The 18,378-nt window shown below is 65.0% G+C and carries 13 protein-coding genes; 8 read left to right on the top strand and 5 right to left on the bottom strand.

Annotation, left to right across the window (positions count from 1 at the left end; all coding sequences use genetic code 11):
- Window positions 1–4 precede the first annotated feature (4 nt).
- From lspA to CupriaWKF_RS13600, 3 genes are all read right to left on the bottom strand, one after another.
- Entirely contained in the window at window positions 5–535 is a 531-nt protein-coding gene (gene lspA / locus CupriaWKF_RS13610) for a signal peptidase II (protein WP_276098378.1), read from the bottom strand.
- Window positions 535–3,426, bottom strand: coding sequence for an isoleucine--tRNA ligase (ileS, locus tag CupriaWKF_RS13605; RefSeq protein ID WP_276098377.1), 2,892 nt, complete (start codon window positions 3,424–3,426; stop codon window positions 535–537). The genes lspA and ileS overlap by 1 nt, the downstream gene beginning before the upstream one ends.
- Window positions 3,427–3,548: 122 nt before the next feature.
- Window positions 3,549–4,556 (bottom strand): bifunctional riboflavin kinase/FAD synthetase, encoded by a 1,008-nt coding sequence (locus tag CupriaWKF_RS13600; RefSeq protein ID WP_276098376.1) that lies wholly within the window; start codon window positions 4,554–4,556, stop codon window positions 3,549–3,551.
- A 219-nt stretch (window positions 4,557–4,775) separates the two neighbouring features.
- Here CupriaWKF_RS13600 and CupriaWKF_RS13595 point away from each other — a divergent pair, with 219 nt between their 5' ends.
- Entirely contained in the window at window positions 4,776–6,581 is a 1,806-nt protein-coding gene (locus CupriaWKF_RS13595) for a hybrid sensor histidine kinase/response regulator (protein ID WP_276098375.1), read from the top strand.
- Window positions 6,582–6,608: 27 nt separating this feature from the next.
- Here CupriaWKF_RS13595 and CupriaWKF_RS13590 read toward each other — a convergent pair whose 3' ends face one another.
- A complete protein-coding gene (locus CupriaWKF_RS13590) occupies window positions 6,609–7,268 on the bottom strand; it encodes a response regulator transcription factor (RefSeq protein WP_276098374.1) in 660 nt (219 codons plus the stop codon).
- 237 nt (window positions 7,269–7,505) lie between these two features.
- On the opposite strand from CupriaWKF_RS13590, the gene purN reads away from it, so the two are divergent.
- From purN to ltrA, 7 genes are all read left to right on the top strand, one after another.
- Window positions 7,506–8,171 carry a phosphoribosylglycinamide formyltransferase gene (gene purN, locus CupriaWKF_RS13585; RefSeq protein ID WP_276098373.1) on the top strand — a complete coding sequence of 222 codons (666 nt, stop codon included), beginning with the start codon at window positions 7,506–7,508 and terminating at the stop codon, window positions 8,169–8,171.
- The gene (locus CupriaWKF_RS13580; protein ID WP_276098372.1) at window positions 8,168–9,583 is read left to right on the top strand and encodes an RsmB/NOP family class I SAM-dependent RNA methyltransferase; all 1,416 of its coding nucleotides are present in this window, start codon (window positions 8,168–8,170) and stop codon (window positions 9,581–9,583) included. Before purN ends, CupriaWKF_RS13580 begins: the two co-directional genes overlap by 4 nt.
- 71 nt (window positions 9,584–9,654) lie before the next feature.
- Window positions 9,655–11,031, top strand: a complete 1,377-nt coding sequence (locus tag CupriaWKF_RS13575; RefSeq protein WP_276098371.1) for a mechanosensitive ion channel domain-containing protein — start codon at window positions 9,655–9,657, stop codon at window positions 11,029–11,031.
- 363 nt (window positions 11,032–11,394) lie between these two features.
- Window positions 11,395–12,585, top strand: coding sequence for an acyl-CoA desaturase (locus tag CupriaWKF_RS13570; RefSeq protein ID WP_276098370.1), 1,191 nt, complete (start codon window positions 11,395–11,397; stop codon window positions 12,583–12,585).
- A 132-nt stretch (window positions 12,586–12,717) separates the two neighbouring features.
- On the top strand, window positions 12,718–13,869 hold the full coding sequence (gene nadA, locus CupriaWKF_RS13565) for a quinolinate synthase NadA (RefSeq protein WP_276098369.1): 1,152 nt from the start codon (window positions 12,718–12,720) through the stop codon (window positions 13,867–13,869).
- Window positions 13,866–14,729 (top strand): carboxylating nicotinate-nucleotide diphosphorylase, encoded by an 864-nt coding sequence (gene nadC / locus CupriaWKF_RS13560; protein WP_276098368.1) that lies wholly within the window; start codon window positions 13,866–13,868, stop codon window positions 14,727–14,729. The genes nadA and nadC overlap by 4 nt, the downstream gene beginning before the upstream one ends.
- A gap of 454 nt (window positions 14,730–15,183) precedes the next feature.
- Window positions 15,184–16,548 (top strand): group II intron reverse transcriptase/maturase, encoded by a 1,365-nt coding sequence (ltrA, locus tag CupriaWKF_RS13555; protein WP_276100660.1) that lies wholly within the window; start codon window positions 15,184–15,186, stop codon window positions 16,546–16,548.
- Between the two features lie 107 nt (window positions 16,549–16,655).
- Here ltrA and nadB read toward each other — a convergent pair whose 3' ends face one another.
- Entirely contained in the window at window positions 16,656–18,242 is a 1,587-nt protein-coding gene (gene nadB, locus CupriaWKF_RS13550) for an L-aspartate oxidase (protein WP_276098367.1), read from the bottom strand.
- Window positions 18,243–18,378 lie beyond the last annotated feature (136 nt).

Raw genomic sequence — 18,378 nt, 5'->3', positions numbered from 1 at the left:
CGGCTCAGTGCCGACGAACGCGCCGCAGCTCGTCGACGATCAGCAGCACCGCGCCCACGGTGATGGCGCAGTCGGCCACGTTGAAGGCGGGCCAGTGGTAGTTGCGCACGTAGAAATCGAGGAAGTCGATCACGTGCCCGTAGACCACGCGGTCGACCACGTTGCCCACGGCGCCGCCCAGGATCAGCGATACGGCGAAGCAGAACAGCCGCTGGCCCGTGTGGCGGTACAGCAGCCAGACGATGAACGCGCCGACCACGAGGCCGAGCCCGGTGAAAAACCAGCGCTGCCAGCCGCCGGCATCGGCCAGGAAGCTGAACGCCGCGCCCTTGTTGTACACCAGGACCAGGTTGAAGAAGCTCGTCACCGGACGCGATTCGCCGTACATGAACGTACGCACGATGACGATCTTGAAGAACTGGTCCAGCACCACCACCAGCAGGGCGAACGCCATCCACAGCAGCGGCGTGGTGTTGCCCGAGGCCTTGTTATTGCGGCGTGCCGGGCGCGCGGAACGGGTCGTGGACGATGCCATCAGGCATGGCTCCTGTGTTCACCGGCACCGAACAGGTTGCTGTCGCAGCGGCCGCAAAGGGTCGGATGGTCGGGGTTCTCGCCGACGTCGGCGCGGTAATGCCAGCAGCGCTCGCACTTCGCGTGGTCCGAAGCCGCGACGGTGACCAGCAGGTCGCCAGCCTCGGGCGCGTGCTCGACCGTGGCCGCGGAGGTCAGCAACACGAAGCGCAGGTCGTCTCCCAGGCTCTGCAGCGCGGCCAGCACCGGGCCGCCGGCCTGGATGGTGACTTCAGCCTGCAGCGAGGAGCCGATCGCGCCTTCCACGCGTACCGCTTCGAGCTGCTTCGTGACTTCCGCGCGGACTTCGCGCAGCGTATGCCATTTCTGCAGCAGGTCGTCGGCCTCGTCCACTTCCGGCAGCGGGTAGTAGGTGCTCGTGAAGATGGTGTCGGTGTGGCCGGTGCCATGCGCGAACACCTGCCAGGCTTCCTCGGCGGTGAACGACAGGAACGGCGCCATCCAGTGCAGCATGGCCTGCGTGATGTGGTACAGCGCGTTCTGCGCCGCGCGGCGGGCCTTCGAGTCCGGCGCGGTGGTGTAGAGGCGGTCCTTCAGCACGTCCAGGTAGAAGCCGCCCAGGTCTTCCGAGCAGAAGGTCTGCAGCTTGGCCACCACCGGGTGGAACTCGTACGCCTCGTAGTGCGACAGCACCTCCTTCTGCAGGCGCTCGGTGAGCGCCACGGCGTACTGGTCGATCTCCAGCCATTCCGAAGCCGGCAGAGCGTGCTTCGCGTGGTCGTAGTCGGACAGGTTCGACAGCAGGAAGCGCAGCGTGTTGCGGATGCGGCGATAGCTTTCCACCACGCGCTTGAGGATCTCGTCCGAGATCGACAACTCGCCCGAGTAGTCGGTCGAGGCCACCCACAGGCGGATGATCTCGGCGCCCATCTTGTTGGCGATGTCCTGCGGCGACACGGTATTGCCGACCGACTTCGACATCTTGCGGCCCTCGCCGTCGACGGTGAAGCCGTGCGTCAGCAGCGCCTTGTACGGCGGCTTGCCATACAGCATCGACGCGGTCAGAAGCGACGAGTGGAACCAGCCGCGGTGCTGGTCCGAGCCTTCCAGGTACAGGTCCGCCAGGCGGCCATCGGCTTCATCGGCCGACGGGTCATACAGGTCGTCGCGATGCGAGCCGCGAATCACGGTCCAGTGCGTGGTGCCCGAATCGAACCACACGTCGAGCGTGTCGCGGTTCTTCTCGTACTGGTCGGCCTCGGCGCCGAGCAGTTCCTTCGGGTCCAGCGCCTGCCAGGCTTCAATGCCGTGCTGCTCGACGCGCTTTGCCACTTCTTCCAGCAGCTCGGGCGTGCGCGGGTGCAGTGCGCCGGTTTCCTTGTGGAGGAAGAAGGCCATCGGCACGCCCCACTGGCGCTGGCGCGACAGCGTCCAGTCCGGGCGGTTGGCGATCATATTGTGCAGGCGCTGCTTGCCCCAGGACGGGTAGAACTCGGTGGCCTCGATGCCGGCCAGCGCGGTCTCGCGCAGCGTCGGCACCGCCGTGCCGTCCTGCTCGACCGGATCCACGTCCATGCCCGCGAACCACTGCGAGGTGGCGCGGTAGATGATCGGCGTCTTGTGGCGCCAGCAGTGCATGTAGCTGTGGGTGTACTTGTGCGAGTTGAACAGGTTGCCGGACGCCTTCAGCACCTCGACGATCTTCGGGTTCGCATCCCAGATCGACAGGCCGCCGAACAGCGGTAGCGTGCCCGCGTACACGCCGTTGCCCATCACCGGGCTGATGATGTCGTGGTCGCTCATGCCGTGCGCCTTGCACGACTGGAAATCCTCCACGCCATAGGCCGGCGCCGAGTGCACGATGCCCGAGCCGGTGTCGGTGGTCACGTAGTCGCCGAGGTAGATCGGCGACAGGCGGTCATAGCCGGCGTCCATCTTCGCCAGCGGATGGTGGAAGCGGATCTCCGACAGCGCGGCACCGGTGGCGGTTGCCACGACCTTGCCTTCCAGTTCGTAGATCTTGAGCTGTTCCTCGACGCGCTCGGTCGCCAGGATCAGGTAGCCGCGCGGCGTGTCGACCAGCGCGTATTCGACTTCCGGATGCACATTGAGCGCCTGGTTGCTCGGGATCGTCCACGGCGTGGTGGTCCAGATCACGATCCAGCCCGGCCTGGCGTTCAGCTGCTCGAACGGCATCTTGAAGGCGTGCGCGAGCTTGTCCGTCTCGGCGAACGGGAAGCCCACGTCGATCGACAGGTCGACCTTGTCCTTGTACTCGACCTCGGCCTCGGCCAGTGCCGAACCGCAGTCAAAACACCAGTTCACCGGCTTGAGGCCGCGGAACACATAGCCCTTTTCCATGATCTTGCCGAGGGCGCGGATCTCGTCGGCCTCGTTGCTGTAGTTCATGGTCAGGTAGGGATGGTCCCAGTCGCCGAGTACGCCCAGGCGTTCGAAGTCCACCATCTGGCGCTTGATCTGCTCGGTGGCGTAGGCACGTGCCTTGGCCTGGACTTCCTGCACCGGCAGGCCCTTGCCGAACTGCTTCTCGATCTGGATCTCGATCGGCATGCCGTGGCAGTCCCACCCCGGCACGTAGACGGCGTCCAGGCCGGTCAGCCCGCGCGCCTTGACGATCATGTCCTTGAGGACCTTGTTGACCGCGTGGCCGATGTGGATGTCGCCGTTGGCGTACGGCGGGCCATCGTGCAGCACGAACTTCTTGGCGCCCTTGCGGGCCGCGCGGATCTTCTTGTAGAGCTGCTTGTCCTGCCACTGCTTGACCCACTGCGGTTCACGCTTGGGCAGGTCGCCGCGCATCGGGAAGGCGGTGTCCAGCAGGTTGACCGGATATTTGCTTTTCTCGGGCTTGGCGCGTTTGTCGTTGGACATGTCGATTCTCGGGGCAATTCGTTTGGCGCGCACGCGGCCGCGTATGGGAGCCGATATGGGCGTGCGCGCAGGAAAGACGGGATGAGGCGGAGCGCGAACCGGCACCGCGCGGTGCCGGGCCGCTAGCTAATTCGGTCGGTGGCGGACGTGGCGAAGTCGCGGCCGCCAGCGCCCTCGGCGCGGCCGGTGGAGGCGTCCGGCGCGGTCAGGCCGAAGAAGGCGCGCGCGTCGGCGCTGTCCTTGGCGATGGCCGCGGTCAGGTCTTCCAGGTTGTCGAAGCGCGCCTCGTCGCGCAGCTTCTTCATGAACTCCACCCGGATCAGCTTGCCGTACAGGTTCTCGTTGACGTCGAACAGGTGGACTTCCAGCAAGACGCGGCCGGCGTCCTCGATGGTCGGGCGCACGCCGATGCTGGCCACGCCCGGCAGCGGACGATCGGCAATGCCGTGGACCTGCACAACGAAGATGCCGTTGACCGCCGGACGCTTGTGCGAGATGCGCAGGTTCAGCGTCGGGAAGCCCAGGTCGCGGCCCAGCTTGCGGCCGTGGATCACGTGGCCGCTGATCGCATAGCCATGGCCAAGCAGGCGGCGCGCATGTTCGAGGTCGCCAACAGCCAGCGCCTGGCGCACGGCCGAGCTGGAGATGCGGATGCCGCCCTCGGATACCGAGCCCATCTGCTCCACGTCGAAGCCAAAGCGCTGGCCTGCGTCCTGCAGGTAGCTGAAATCACCAGCGCGCCTGGCACCAAAGCGGAAGTCGTCGCCGACCAGCACCCAGCGCGCGTGCAGGCCGTGCCACAGCACGTTCTCGACGAACGCCTGCGGCGACTGGCCGGCAAAGTGGGCGTTGAAGTGTTCCACCACCACGCGGTCGACGCCGTTGCGGCGCAGGCTCTCGAGCTTGTCGCGCAGCAGGGCGATGCGGGTCGGGGCCTTGTCCGGCGTGAAGAACTCGCGCGGATGCGGCTCGAACGTCATCACGCACAGCGGCAGGCCGCGTGCATCGGCCGCCGCGCGTGCACGCGCCAGCAGCGACTGGTGGCCGCGATGCACACCGTCGAAATTGCCGATGGTGAGCGCGCAGGGCGCGCGGCTCTCGGCGTTGGGCAGGCCGCGGAAGACTTTCACGGGGACGGCGGGAAATGTTTCGGGTAAAGCGGGCATTATAAGGCGAATGGGTCCGATTGCCCCTTCCGGGTGCCCCTGAGGCGGTCAGGTCCGCTGTTTTTGTGGCGCAACCGGCCTGTCGACATGGCGCAATGCCGCAAAAGGCGGCATGATATGCGCCACTCCAGACGCGCGGCGCATTGGCGGCCGGCCTGTCCCAGCTTTGACCCTCACATCCACTTGAACGCGCTGCTCAATCGGCTGTTGCCGCGATTCCTGCCGCCTCCCGGCGCCCAGCTCGATATCGAGACGCGTGCCAAGCTGATGGCAATTGTCCATAAGGCATCGCCGTCGGGCACGGTGGCGGCGGTGCTGCTGCCGGCCCTGACCATCCTTGCCTTCTGGGATTCGGCCGACCATGCCGCGCTGCTGGGCTGGGGCGTGGTGATGCTGGTGCTGGCCGGCGGCGGTGCATGGTTCTACCTGGGCTACCAGCGCGACGGTGCTTCCATGAGCCGTTCCGCGCACACGCGCAAGTGGTGGGGCAATATGCGCGGATTGGCTTTCCTGACCGGGCTGGCGTGGGGTAGTTCGGCGCTGCTCCATATGTATACGGGCTCCGAGGTCTTCTCCAGCGTGCTGTACCTGCTCAGTCTGGGCGTACTGGCGGGCGGGGCGGTATCGCAAGCGCCGGTGCCGTCAAACCTGGTCTATGCCGGCGTGCCGGTCGTGGTCCCGAACCTGCTGGTGGCCGAAATTGCCTTCCCGGGCCACGGCATCTACGTGCAGTTGCTGCTGATCATCTACGCGCTGATGTTGGGGCGCCACGCTCTTGGCCTGCAGGGCACGCTGGTCAGGGCGATCCAGCTCGAGGTCGACAGCCGCCGGCTGGCCAAGCAGTTCCAGGACGAAAAGGAGCGCGCCTTGCATGCGAGCGAGGAGAAATCGCGCTTCCTGGCCGCGGCCAGCCACGACCTGCGGCAGCCGGTGCACGCGCTGGTGATGCTGGTGGAAGCGTTGCGTGCGCGCAACCAGTCCACGGTGCTCCATCCGCTTGTCGAGCAGGTGGCGGCCGGGACGCAAACCATCGACTTGCTGTTCCGCTCCTTGCTGGACCTGTCCAAGCTGGAAGGCCGCAAGGTGCTGCCCACGCTGGAGCCATGCGAGCTGAGCGCGCTGATCCGCGACGTGATGAGCCAGTTCGCCGCCGATGCGCGGGAAAGCGGCCTGACGCTGACACCGCGCGTCCCCGACGAACTGTACGCCATGGCCGAGCCTGTGTTGCTGCGCCGCGCGCTGTTCAACCTGGTGCAGAACGCATTGCGCTATACGAAGCGCGGCGGCGTGCTGATCACGGCGCGCCAGCGTCGCAAGCACGTGCGGCTGGAGGTGTGGGACACCGGGGCCGGCATCCTGCCCGACCACTTGCCGGACATCTTCTCGCCGTACTACCAGGTCCATAACCCGCAGCGCGACCCGTCGCAGGGCCTGGGCCTCGGGTTGGCCATCTTCAAGGAGTGCGTGCGCCTGATGCGCGGCACCTATGGGGTACGTTCGGTACCTGGCAAGGGCTCTGTCTTCTGGTTCGCGCTGTCCACGGTGCCGGCCGAGACCGTAGCCAGCGTGCGCCAGATGCGCGCCATGGCCGCGGCCGAGGATTCCAAGCCGGACAAGCTGCAAGGCACGGTGCTGGTAGTCGACGACGATACCCAGATCCGCAAGGCCTGGATCGCGCTGATGGAGGCGTGGGGCATCCGTGTCGCCTGCGCCGCGCATGGCGCTGAAGCGGACGAGTTGTTTACCAGGGGCTTGCGGCCGGACATCATCTTCTGCGATCTGCGTCTGCCGGGCAGCGAAAACGGCCTGGATTTGCTGGAGCGCTGGCAGAACACCCAGCCGCAGGCGCGTAGCGCCCTGCTGACCGGCGATCTGAAATCCGCCGCGCTGGCGGCGGCGGAAGAGGCGGGATACTTCGTGTTGCCCAAGCCCGTGGACCCGGCGTCGCTGCGGATGCTGTTGCGCCGCTGGCTGCGTTCCGCAGGCTGAGGGGACGGCCCTGGCCGCGGCGCGGCTTTACTGGCGCAAGCGGAAGCGCTCCATGCGCGACATGACCTGCATGCGTGTCCGGACGCCGAGCCGCTGCAGGATGGCCGAGACATGCTCTTTCACCGTGTTCTCGGTCAGCCCCAGCCGGCGTGCGATCACCTTGTTGGGCAAACCTTCCAGCACCAGCGCGAGCACGGAGCCCTGACGCGGCGTCAGGCCGAGCTCCGAGGGCGTGACCGGGATGCCGTGGGCGGGCCCGAAGGACTGCGCGCGACCGTTGAGCGCTTCATCGCTCGGAAACGAGGTATCACCGGCGAGCACCTTGCGTACCGCGGAGGTAAAGGCGTGAGCGTCCAGGTGCTTGCCCACGAAGCCGCAGGCTGACAAGGCGCGGGCGCGGCCGACGATCTCCGGCGTGGCTTCGGCCGACATGAAAATGAAGCGGGCGCCCGGGATGACTGTCTTGAAAGACTGCATGGCATCGAAGCCGGTGCCATCGTTCAGCCAGATATCCAGCAGCACGATATCTGGGCGCAGGCCCTGCTGGAGGCTGGTCAGCGCTTCCCTGGCGCTGCCGGCGGCATGGACTGCAACATCAGGCATCACCTCCGTCAGGAACGCGGTAGTGCCTGACAAGGCCATAGGATGATCATCGACCACCAACAACGTCGGTGCAGCGTTCGACATGCTAATTCCCGTCTAATTTCCCGTTTCGTCCTTGTTGTCACCAGCATGCACAAAACTGGAGCGTGGACGTAGGACCCACTCTATCAGAGGGTGCGAAGCGTCACAATCCATCAAATGGGGGTTTACGGGCCGGCTGTTGCGTGCCGGTTGCATGTCCCATCTCCGGTTATCGTGAATTAAGTACCTAATGTATTACCTTTGCCGGAGTTTAGTGTCTGCGCTTGGTAGAATTGCGCGATGAAAAAAATCGTCATCCTGATTTCAGGGCGGGGCTCCAATATGGAAGCCATCGTCCAGGCCTGCGCGGCTGGCGGCTGGCCGGCGCGCATCGCCGCGGTCATATCCAACCGGCCGGATGCGGCCGGGCTGCAATTTGCGAAGGCCCGCGGTATCTCCACCGGCGTGGTCGACCACCGCCAGTATCCGGATCGCGCCAGCTTCGACGCGGCGCTCGCCGATGCCATCGATGGCTACGAGCCCGATCTTGTCGTGCTCGCGGGGTTCATGCGTATCCTGACCACGGGCTTCGTCGACCGGTACGCCGGCCGGCTGCTTAATATCCATCCGTCGCTGCTGCCATGCTTCCCGGGTCTGAATACCCACAAGCAAGCGCTCGACGCCGGCGTGAAGCTGCACGGTGCCACCGTGCATTTCGTCACGCCTGAACTCGATCACGGCCCCATCGTGATCCAGGCGGCTCTCGATGTATTGCCCGTCGATACGCCAGAGAGCCTTGCCGCCCGCCTGCTCGATTGCGAGCATGTGATTTATCCCCGTGCCGTGCAATGGTTCGTCGAAGGGCGCCTGCAGGTCCAGAACGGGGTCGTACACGTCAATCCGGCCGAGCCGCAATTGCTCATGGCCATCTCCGCCGGCGTACCGGCGGCAGGAGCAAAGCCATGAGTCGTCATCAGGCAGGGGCGCGTCCGGCGTCCAAGGAATCCCGTCAACCTTCGCGGGCCCGCAAGTCCACTCCTCTCCGCAAAGCGGCACGTTCGGCCCAAGGCGCCCCGGGCGCGGACGGTCAGCAAGTGCGTGCACCGGGCGGGCTTCATGCTTCGCATATCCAGCATATCGACCGCTTGCTTGGCAAAGTCATGCTGTTCGCGCGCCCGGCGGATGCCGTGGTGAGCCATTATTTCCGCGAGAACAGCAAGCTTGGCCATCGCGAGCGCGGCATCATCGCCGAGGCGATCTACGCAGTGTTGCGCCGGCGCGTGGAGTTCGGCCAGTTTGCCGAAAGCGGCAGCGGTTCGGCGTCGCGCCGCCTGGCGCTGCTGGGCCTGGCCGCAACGCTTGGGCGCGATACGCTTACGCCATTCCTGTATCCGGACGAGGCGGAGTGGCTGGACCGCCTGACCACGATCGAGCGTGCGAGCCTGTCGCCGCGCGTGCGGGCCAACCTGCCCGAGTGGCTGTTCGATGACCTGGTGGCACGCCATGGCGAGGCCTTCGCCTCGGCACTGGGTGATGCCTGGCTGCGCCCGGCCCCGCTGGACTTGCGCGTGAACGTGGGCAAGACCAGCCGGGAGGCGGTCCTGGCCGAACTGGAAGCTGCGGGGCTGCGCGCCGAACCTACGCCGATGGCGCCCGATGGCATCCGGATGCAAGGCAAGCCGGCGCTGAACAAGTTGCCGCTGTTCGTGAATGGCATGGTGGAAGTTCAGGACGAGGGCAGCCAGCTGCTGTGCAGCCTGGTCGCGCCGAAACGTGGTGAGATGGTTGTCGATTTCTGCGCCGGCGCGGGCGGCAAGACGCTGGCGCTGGGCGCGGCCATGCGTTCGACTGGCCGCCTCTATGCGTTCGATGTTTCGGAAAAGCGGCTCGCCAATCTCAAGCCACGCCTGGCGCGCAGCGGGCTGTCGAACGTGCACCCGGTGCTCATTGATTCCGAGCGTGATGCCAAGGTCAAACGCCTGGCAGGCAAGATCGACCGCGTGCTGGTCGATGCGCCTTGCAGCGGACTTGGCACGCTGCGCCGCAACCCGGACCTGAAATGGCGCCAGAACCCGGAGTCGGTGCTGGAGCTGACAGCCAAGCAAAGCGCGATCCTTGACGCCGCAGCACGGCTGGTCAAGGGCGGCGGGCGCGTTGTCTACGCAACCTGCAGTGTGCTTGAGGCCGAGAATGAGGCAATCGTGCGCGATTTCCTCGCTTCCCACCCGAATTTCCGCCTGATTCCGGCGGCGCAGGTATTGGCGGAGCAGAAGATCGAAGTGCCTGCATTGCCGACAGAAGGCGGCATGTTTGCGCTATATCCCCACCTGCATCAGACCGACGGCTTCTTTGCCGCCGTGCTGGAGCGTACGCAGTAATCCCTCCTGCCAGCAATCGCGCGGCCCGCGCGATTGCCGGTGCGGCAACAGGGTATCCAGGCAGATTCTCCATGAGCGGAAACCCATTGGCCGACCTGACGGCCTCCCATGCAACGTTCGGCAAGATGCTCGATGACCTGATCCGCGACGCGGGTGGGCCGGGCTTCATCTGGCAGCTTGCGGTGCTGACGGGCTGCCTGCTGGCGGCGTGGCCGCTGGCGCGCTTTATCGTCAAACGGCTCGAGGACCGGTACGCGTCTTCCAGCTTCTCGCTGCGATTTGCCGCCGCAAGCCTCGAGCGGGCCATGTTTCCGCTGTTCGGCTGGCTGCTCGTCATGGTGGCCCGCTTCGCGCTGCAGCCGATTATGGCCATCAGTGTGCTGCGCCTGGCGCTTGTGCCGCTGTTTGGCATTACCGCGCTCTACTTCACCTTCTACATCTTGCGGCGCGTGCTTTCGGGCAGTGGTCAGGTGCACGGCATGCTGCTGCTGGTGGAAAAGGTGCTGACCACGCTGGTCTGGGTGACCATGGCGTTGTACGTACTGGGCGTGCTGTCCGATGTGACGGGATGGATGGAAGCCATGCGCTTCTCGCTCGGCAAGCAGAAGGTGAGCCTGGCCGACATCCTCATGGCAGTGGTGTGGATCCTGCTGACCGTGTTGGTGGCGATGTGGTTCGGATCATGGCTGGAAGAGCGCCTGATGCGCTCGGCCAGCCTCGATGTGAACCTGAAGGTCGTATTGACCCGCATTTCGAAGGCGCTGCTGCTGCTCGTCTCGCTGCTCCTGAGCTTGTCGCTGGTGGGGATCGACCTGACAGTGCTGTCCGTGTTCGGTGGCGCCTTGGGCGTTGGCCTGGGCCTCGGTCTGCAAAAGATTGCCAGCAACTACATTTCCGGGTTCATCATCCTGCTCGATCGCTCGGTCAAGCTGGGCGATCAGATCACGGTGGACAAGTACACCGGCATCGTCTCGCAGATCCGCACCCGCTACACGGTCGTGCGCAACGGCGACGGCGAAACGCTGGTGCCTAACGAGCAGTTGGTCGCGCAATCGGTGCAGAACCACTCATTTTCGAATACCAATGTCCGCGTGGCGACGCGCGTGCAGGCAGACTACGCTGCCGACCCCGAAACCGTGATCATGCTGCTCACGGAATGCGTGCGCGACCTGCCGCGCGTGCTGCGGGATCCGGCGCCGGCGGCATTCCTGGTGATATTCGCCGACAGCGGCATCGAATATGAGGTGGCGGTCTATATTGCCGATCCGCAAAACGGCAAGCTTGGCGTGCAGTCGGCCATGAACCGCGCGATCTGGCGCACACTGCGCGAGCATGGCATTTCGATTCCGTATCCGCAGCGGGAAGTCCGCGTGCTCGGCGCGTCCGGGCAGTTGCAGTCACTCGATGATGATTCCATCTCATCTCCGAAAGTGGCGAAATCGGCATGACCGCATAAGAAAACAGGCGAGGGCTGCACAATGGAACAAAAGTTGATCGTCCCTCGTCAAACTCCGGGAAAAAGCGTATGACTCAGGCTTGCGCGATCCGGTAGAATGCCGGGTTGTCGCGGGCTGCGAGCATCCCGCCCCCACACCAGACAGCCGCCAGATTGCAGCGGCTCGTGCCTGTCCCGCCTGCCATAGCCGGCGCCGGAACTGCGCGCCAGGGGTTCCCGCCAACAGATGGCGGGTCCGTGGCGGACGCCAGACCCTTACGCAATCAGTGGATTTGCAGTCTTTTTTCTGCGCGTTGTGCGCGGCGCCGGGGCGGCCGCAAAGGAAAGCCCCTGTTTAACCGACGGAGAACAGAGTTTGTTCGACACTATTCTTGACTGGGCCGCCAATGGCCTTGCCAACTGGTCCTGGTGGGAGATCGTGATCTACACGCTGGTGATGACTCATATCACCATCTCGGGCGTCACCATCTTCCTGCATCGCTGCATGGCGCACCGATCGCTGGACTTGCATCCGATTGCTCAGCATTTCTTTCGCTTTTGGCTCTGGCTGACGACGGGCATGGTCACGCGCGAGTGGACAGCCATCCACCGCAAGCACCACGCCAAGTGCGAAACCGAGGACGATCCGCACAGCCCGCAGACCCGCGGCATCCGCAAGGTGTTGCTGGAGGGCGCCGAGCTGTATCGTGCCGAAGCCAAGAACAAGGAAACCATCGCCAAGTTCGGCCATGGCTGCCCCAACGACTGGGTCGAGCGCAATGTGTACTCGCGCTTCGGCTGGCAGGGCGTTGGCCTGATGCTGATCATCGACCTCGCACTGTTCGGCGTGATCGGCATGACGGTTTGGGCCGTGCAGATGCTGTGGATCCCGATCCACGCCGCCGGCATCATCAACGGCCTGGGTCACTGGTGGGGCTATCGCAACTACGATTGCGAGGACGCCTCGACCAATGTCTCGCCGTGGGGCCTGATCATCGGCGGTGAAGAACTGCACAACAACCACCACACGTACCCGACTTCAGCCAAGTTCTCGGTCAAATGGTACGAGTTCGACGTGGGTTGGGGTTATATCCGCGCCATGCAGGCCGTGGGCCTGGCCAAGGTGAAGAAGACGCCGCCCAAGGCTCGCCTCGTCGAAGCGCGTCCGGTCGACGACAACACGCTGGAAGCCATCATCGCGAATCGTTATGACGTGATGGCGCGCTATGCGAAGGCCGTGAAGAGCGCGTTCCGGCAGGAACTGGAGCAGCTCAAGGAAGGCCGCGGTGCCGAGTACCGTATCCTCAAACCGGCAAGCAAGTGGTTCCACCGCGACGAGGCCAAGCTGGCCGCGCCGCAGCGCCAGCAACTGGCCAGCATTGTCGAGCAGAGCAAGTCGCTGCACACGTTCGTGGAGATGCGACGTGAGCTTGCCGCCATCTGGGGCCGTTCCAACCTGACGCGCGAGCAGCTGCTGCAGCAACTGCAGGCCTGGTGCCATCGTGCCGAGGCCAGCGGCATCCAGGCGCTGCACGATTTTTCGCTGCGCCTGCGCCGCTACGCCTGATACAATCGGCGCGCGCCCGAATGGCTACACAAGGCCCCGCCCATGGCGGGGCTTTTGTTTTAGATAAACTCCCCCATGTTATGGCCGCACGCATGAAGTTGCTTGCCTGAAGGGCCAAGAGGAGTACCGGAGATGACCTCACAATCGATCAAGACCGTCGAGTTCGAAAAGCCGAACCTGGCGGATGCCGAAAACGCCGCCGGCAGCTGCGTGGCCCATGCCTGGGCCAAGGTGCCGCCCATGCTTTCCCCTGACGAGCGGCAGGCCCTCAAGGCGCGCATCAGGCGGTTGCTCAAGGAGCGTAACGCCGTGCTGGTCGCGCACTATTACGTGGACGCCGACCTGCAGGACCTGGCCGAGGAAACCGGCGGATGTGTCTCGGACTCGCTGGAAATGGCCCGTTTCGGCCGTGACCATTCGGCCCGGACCCTGGTGGTGGCCGGCGTGCGCTTCATGGGCGAAACCGCCAAGATCCTGAGCCCGGAAAAGACCATCCTGATGCCGGACCTGGACGCGACCTGCTCGCTGGATCTCGGTTGCCCGGCCGACGAGTTCGCCGCCTTCTGCGACGCGCATCCGGACCGTACCGTGGTCGTGTACGCCAATACCAGCGCAGCGGTGAAGGCCCGCGCCGACTGGATGGTGACCTCCAGCATTGGCCTGAAGATCGTCGAGCACCTGCATGCGCGCGGCGAGAAGATCCTGTGGGCACCGGACAAGCACCTCGGCGGCTATATCCAGAAACAGACCGGCGCCGACATGCTGCTGTGGCAGGGCTCCTGCCTCGTGCACGACGAGTTCAAGGGCGTCGAACTGGACCTGCTGCGCCGCGAGTTTCCCAAGGCCAAGATCCTGGTGCATCCGGAATCGCCGGCCAACGTGGTGGCGCAGGCGGACGTGGTCGGTTCCACGTCCCAGATGATCGCGGCCGCGCAGGAACTGGACGCGACCGAATTCATCGTGGCGACGGACAACGGCATCCTGCACAAGATGCGGATGGCGGCGCCGGGCAAGCACTTCATTGAAGCGCCGACCGCGGGCAACAGCGCCACCTGCAAGAGCTGCGCTCACTGCCCGTGGATGGCGATGAACGCGCTGTCGAACCTGGCCGAGGTGCTCGAGACCGGCCGCAATGAGATCCACGTGGATCCGGCCACGGGCCGCCAGGCGGTGGTCTGCATCAACCGCATGCTGGATTTCGCTGCGCAGCAAAAGGCCAATGTCCGCCCCGCGGCCGACCTGGCGAAGGAACAGGCCTTGTTCCAGGGAATCGGTCCGGCATGAGCGTGAATCCCGTTTTCGATAGCTATGGTCCGGCGCTGAAGGCGGCGCTGGAAGCCAACGTCGGCGCGGCGATCGCCGAGGACGTTGGCAGTGGTGACCTGACCGGCCTGCTGGTGCCGGCGGACAAGCAGGCCAAGGCGCGGGTGATCGTACGCGAGCAGGCGATCTTGTGTGGCCAGCCATGGTTTGCCGGCTGCATGAAAGCCGTCGACGAGCGGCTGCAAGTGACATGGAAGCAGGAAGAGGGCGCCCGCATGGCGCCCGATTCCGTCGTCTGCGAAATTACCGGGCCAGCGCGCGCGCTGCTGACCGCCGAGCGGCCGGCGCTGAATTTCCTGCAGTTGCTGTCCGGCGTGGCGACGGCCACGCGGCGCTATGCCGACCTGATCGCCGGCACACGCGCACGCGTGCTGGATACCCGCAAGACATTGCCCGGCCTGCGGCTGGCGCAGAAGTATGCGGTCCGGGTCGGCGGCGGCGAGAACCAGCGGCTGGCGCTCTATGATGGCATCCTGATCAAGGAAAACCATATCGCGGCGGCGGGCAGCATTACGGCCGCGATGCAGGCCGCGCTGGCGCTTGGCGCGGATGCGGCGGTCCAGGTCGAGGTGGAGTCGCTCGCCGAACTGGAAGAGGCGCTGGCTGCCGGCGCCACGTCGATCCTGATCGACAACTTCACGGTGCCGATGATGCACGATGCCGTGCGTATCAATGCCGGCCGCGCGCTGCTGGAGGTCTCGGGTGGCGTCAATGCGGAAACCATCCGCACGTTTGCCGAGACCGGTGTCGACCGCATCTCGGTGGGGGCACTGACCAAGGATGTGCGCGCCACTGATTATTCGCTGCGCATCGTCGGCTGATCTGCGTCGGCCAAGAATACAAACGGCCCGCTCGATGCGGGCCGTTTTGCTTGCGTGCGCCCAGCATGGGCGCACTCTTGTGGGTGCAAGTCCCACCGTAAGTTGATCACAGCGAACGAAGCGAAGCGCAACTGCGTGAGGGTGACCGAGCGTGGGGAGGAAGCGTGGAGCGAAGCTGCGAGCCGAGGGACACGAACCGGATAGAAGGCGGTGCCGACCAGGACGAGCGGGCGCAATTCCGCGAAGTTCTTGTGATCAAGGGGAGGCGGCGTAAATCCGGCGGTTGTGCAGCGAAGGAGTGCGTTCTTACCTGGGGACGCCCCGCCTTGCGCCTGAAAGGGCGACGGCGTCGAGCCGGAGCGGGGTCTCAGCAGAGGTCATATTAGTTGGGGGTAGCGCCGGGAAGGCTCGAGTCCACCGACGAAGGACCGAACGAGAGGGAGTGTTCGAAGCCGTGTCGATGCAACAGGCATTGCGTCAGAAGCCCGCGCGAGCGGGGCGAGCGAGGGAAACGGACGGTGAAGCCGGCCGGGAACTCGCTCGTGACGAAGCCGGCGGCCCGCGACGCGAACCGGAGGACACAGGGTCGGCGCTGCTGGCAGCGGCGCTGACGCGAGAGAACCTGAAGCAGGCGTTCAGGCGGGTCCGACGCAACAAGGGTGCCGCTGGCGTAGACGGTCTGGATATTGATCAGACCGCTCGCCATCTGGTGTCGGCGTGGCCGGAGATTCGCCAGCAACTGCTCAAGGGGACGTACCGGCCCAGTCCGGTACGGCGGGTAACGATTCCGAAGCCGGACGGAGGCGAGCGTGAGCTTGGTATCGCGACGGTGACGGATCGGTTGATCCAGCAGGCGCTGTTGCAGGTATTGCAGCCGATTCTGGACCCTACCTTCAGCGAGCATAGCTATGGCTTCCGTCCCGGCAGGCGTGCGCACGACGCGGTGCTAGCCGCACAGTCGTACGTGCAATCGGGTCGGCGAATAGTGGTGGACGTGGACTTGGAAAAATTTTTTGACCGAGTCAACCACGACATCCTGATTGATCGCCTACAGAAGCGCATCGAGGACCCCGGAGTCATCCGGCTGGTCCGGGCGTATCTGAACAGCGGGCTGATGGATGGCGGGGTGGTGCTGCAACGGTACGAGGGCACGCCGCAGGGCGGTCCCCTGTCGCCGTTGCTGGCCAACGTGCTGCTCGATGAGGTGGACAAGGAGTTGGAGTGCCGAGGCCATTGCTTCGTGCGCTACGCCGACGATGCGAACGTGTACGTTCGCAGTCGGAGGGCGGGCGAGCGGGTGATGGCGCTGTTGCGGCGGCTGTACGGCAAGTTGCGCCTGAAGGTCAACGAGGCAAAGAGCGCGGTGGCGAGCGCGTTTGGCCGCAAATTCCTCGGCTACAGCTTCTGGGTAGCCGCAGGAGTGGTCAAGCGCAAGGTGGCCGTTAAGCCGCTGCTGACGTTCAAACAACGCATCCGCGAACTGACCGGTCGCTCAGGCGGCCGGAGTCTACGTGCGGTCGTGGAGCGGCTGCAGCCATATGTACGGGGTTGGAAGGCCTACTTCCGGCTGGCGCAAACACCTCATGTCTGGCGAAAGCTGGACGAATGGATGCGTCATCGGTTGCGCGCGATCCAACTCAAGCATTGGCGCTACGGCACTACGATCTACCGGGAATTGCGGGCGCTGGGGGCTGCGCATGCGACAGCCCAGCGGGTGGCGGCCAACAGCCGCTGCTGGTGGCGCAACAGCGATGGCGAGCTAAACCGCGTGCTGAATATCGCCTTCTTCGACCTACTGGGGATGCCTCGCCTTGCTTAACCTCAACCTCTCGAACCGCCCGGTGCGGACCCGCATGCCGGGTGGTGTGGCAGGGGCGCAGCCCGGATGGCTGCCTCCTATGCCGATTGCTTGCGCGGCGCTGGCTGTCAGCGCTTGCGCGCCGGCTGCATGACGGTGGGCAGGGCCTTCGGCAGGGTTTCCGGATAGTCGCGGCTGAAATGCAGCCCGCGGCTTTCGTGGCGCGAATATGCGCTGTCCACGATCAGCGAGGCGACCTCGACCAGATTGCGCAGTTCGAGCAGGTCGCGCGTGACGCGGAAGTTCGCATAGTACTCGGCGATCTCCTCGCGCAGCAGGCGGATGCGGTGCTGCGCACGCTCCAGCCGCTTGCTGGTGCGCACGATGCCGACGTAGTTCCACATCATGCGGCGCAGCTCGTCCCAGTTGTGGGAGACCACGACTTCCTCGTCGGCGTCGGAGACGCGGCTCTCATCCCAGGCCGGCAGTGCAAGGTCCGGCAATCCGGCCTTGTCCTGGCCTGCAATGTCGTTGGCGGCGGCGCGGCCGATCACCATGCACTCGAGCAGGGAGTTCGATGCCAGCCGGTTGGCGCCATGCAGGCCCGTGCAGGCGGTTTCGCCCACGGCGTAGAGATTGCCGATATCGGTGCGGCCCGAAGTATCGGTCACTACGCCGCCGCACGTGTAGTGGGCGGCCGGCACCACCGGGATCGGCTCGCGTGCGATGTCGATGCCCAACTCCAGGCAGCGCGCGTGGATAGTGGGGAAATGTTCCTTGAGGAAGGCCTCAGGCTGGTGCGTGATGTCGAGGTAGACGCAATCCAGCCCGCGCTTTTTCATCTCGAAGTCGATCGCGCGCGCCACCACGTCGCGCGGTGCCAGTTCGGCGCGTTCGTCGTGTTCCGGCATAAAGCGGGTGCCGTCCGGCAGCTTCAGCAGCCCGCCTTCGCCACGCACGGCTTCCGAGATCAGGAAGGACTTGGCATAGGGGTGGTACAGGCAGGTCGGATGGAACTGGATGAACTCCATGTTCGACACCCTGCAGCCCGCACGCCATGCCATGGCAATGCCATCGCCGGTGGCCGTGTCCGGGTTGGTGGTGTACAGGTAGACCTTGCCGGCACCGCCTGCGGCCAGCACCGTGTGCGTTGCGGTAATGGTGCGCACCTCTCCGGTGCTGTCGTCGAGCACGTACAGGCCGTAGCAGCGGTTGCCGGGCAATCCGAGCTTACGCGACGTGATCAGGTCGATCGCGAACTGGTCTTCCAGGATCGTGATGTTCGGGTGCTGGCGGGCCTGCTCCGACAGCGTGCTGACCACGGCATGGCCGGTCGCGTCGGCGGCGTGGATGATACGGCGCCGGCTGTGCCCGCCTTCGCGCGTCAGGTGATAGCCGAGTTCTGCCTGCTCGTCCTTGGTGAACGGCACGCCGCGATCAATCAGCCACTGGATGGCTTCCCGTCCATGCTCCACGATAAAACGCGTTGCCTCTTCATCGCAGAGACCTGCACCGGCGACGAGCGTGTCCTGCGTGTGCTCGTCGTGGCTGTCGTTTGAGTCGAGCACCGCGGCTATGCCGCCCTGGGCCCAATCGCTTGCGCCATGTGTCATGGCGCGCTTGCTGAGAATGACAACCCGGTGGGTGTCGGCCAGTTGCAGCGCGACCGTGAGACCGGCCAGCCCGCTGCCTACGATGGCGACGTCGAAGTTCATGGTGCAGGAAGTGCCCGCGTAAGGGCGCGGCATATGGGGGGGAAAGCTGGAAAGTCTACACCCCGGTTTGCCCTCACGCATCAGCGCCGTCGCTGTCGCAGGGGTCAATCTGCCCGTGGTGGCTCGTGGTACCTGC

The organism is Cupriavidus sp. WKF15, from assembly GCF_029278605.1.
GTDB lineage: Bacteria > Pseudomonadota > Gammaproteobacteria > Burkholderiales > Burkholderiaceae > Cupriavidus.
Note: the sequence above shows the minus strand (reverse complement) of the source record. Positions and strands in the feature narration are given on the sequence as shown.

Bases quoted from the DNA above. Each gene is read 5' to 3' on its own strand.
- lspA (WP_276098378.1), bottom strand. From the start codon at position 535: ATGGCATCGTCCACGACCCGTTCCGCGCGCCCGGCACGCCGCAATAAC.
- CupriaWKF_RS13575 (WP_276098371.1), top strand. From the start codon at position 9,655: ATGAGCGGAAACCCATTGGCCGACCTGACGGCCTCCCATGCAACGTTC.
- nadA (WP_276098369.1), top strand. From the start codon at position 12,718: ATGACCTCACAATCGATCAAGACCGTCGAGTTCGAAAAGCCGAACCTG.
- purN (WP_276098373.1), top strand. From the start codon at position 7,506: ATGAAAAAAATCGTCATCCTGATTTCAGGGCGGGGCTCCAATATGGAA.
- ileS (WP_276098377.1), bottom strand. From the start codon at position 3,426: ATGTCCAACGACAAACGCGCCAAGCCCGAGAAAAGCAAATATCCGGTC.
- CupriaWKF_RS13590 (WP_276098374.1), bottom strand. From the start codon at position 7,268: ATGTCGAACGCTGCACCGACGTTGTTGGTGGTCGATGATCATCCTATG.
- nadB (WP_276098367.1), bottom strand. From the start codon at position 18,242: ATGAACTTCGACGTCGCCATCGTAGGCAGCGGGCTGGCCGGTCTCACG.
- nadC (WP_276098368.1), top strand. From the start codon at position 13,866: ATGAGCGTGAATCCCGTTTTCGATAGCTATGGTCCGGCGCTGAAGGCG.
- CupriaWKF_RS13580 (WP_276098372.1), top strand. From the start codon at position 8,168: ATGAGTCGTCATCAGGCAGGGGCGCGTCCGGCGTCCAAGGAATCCCGT.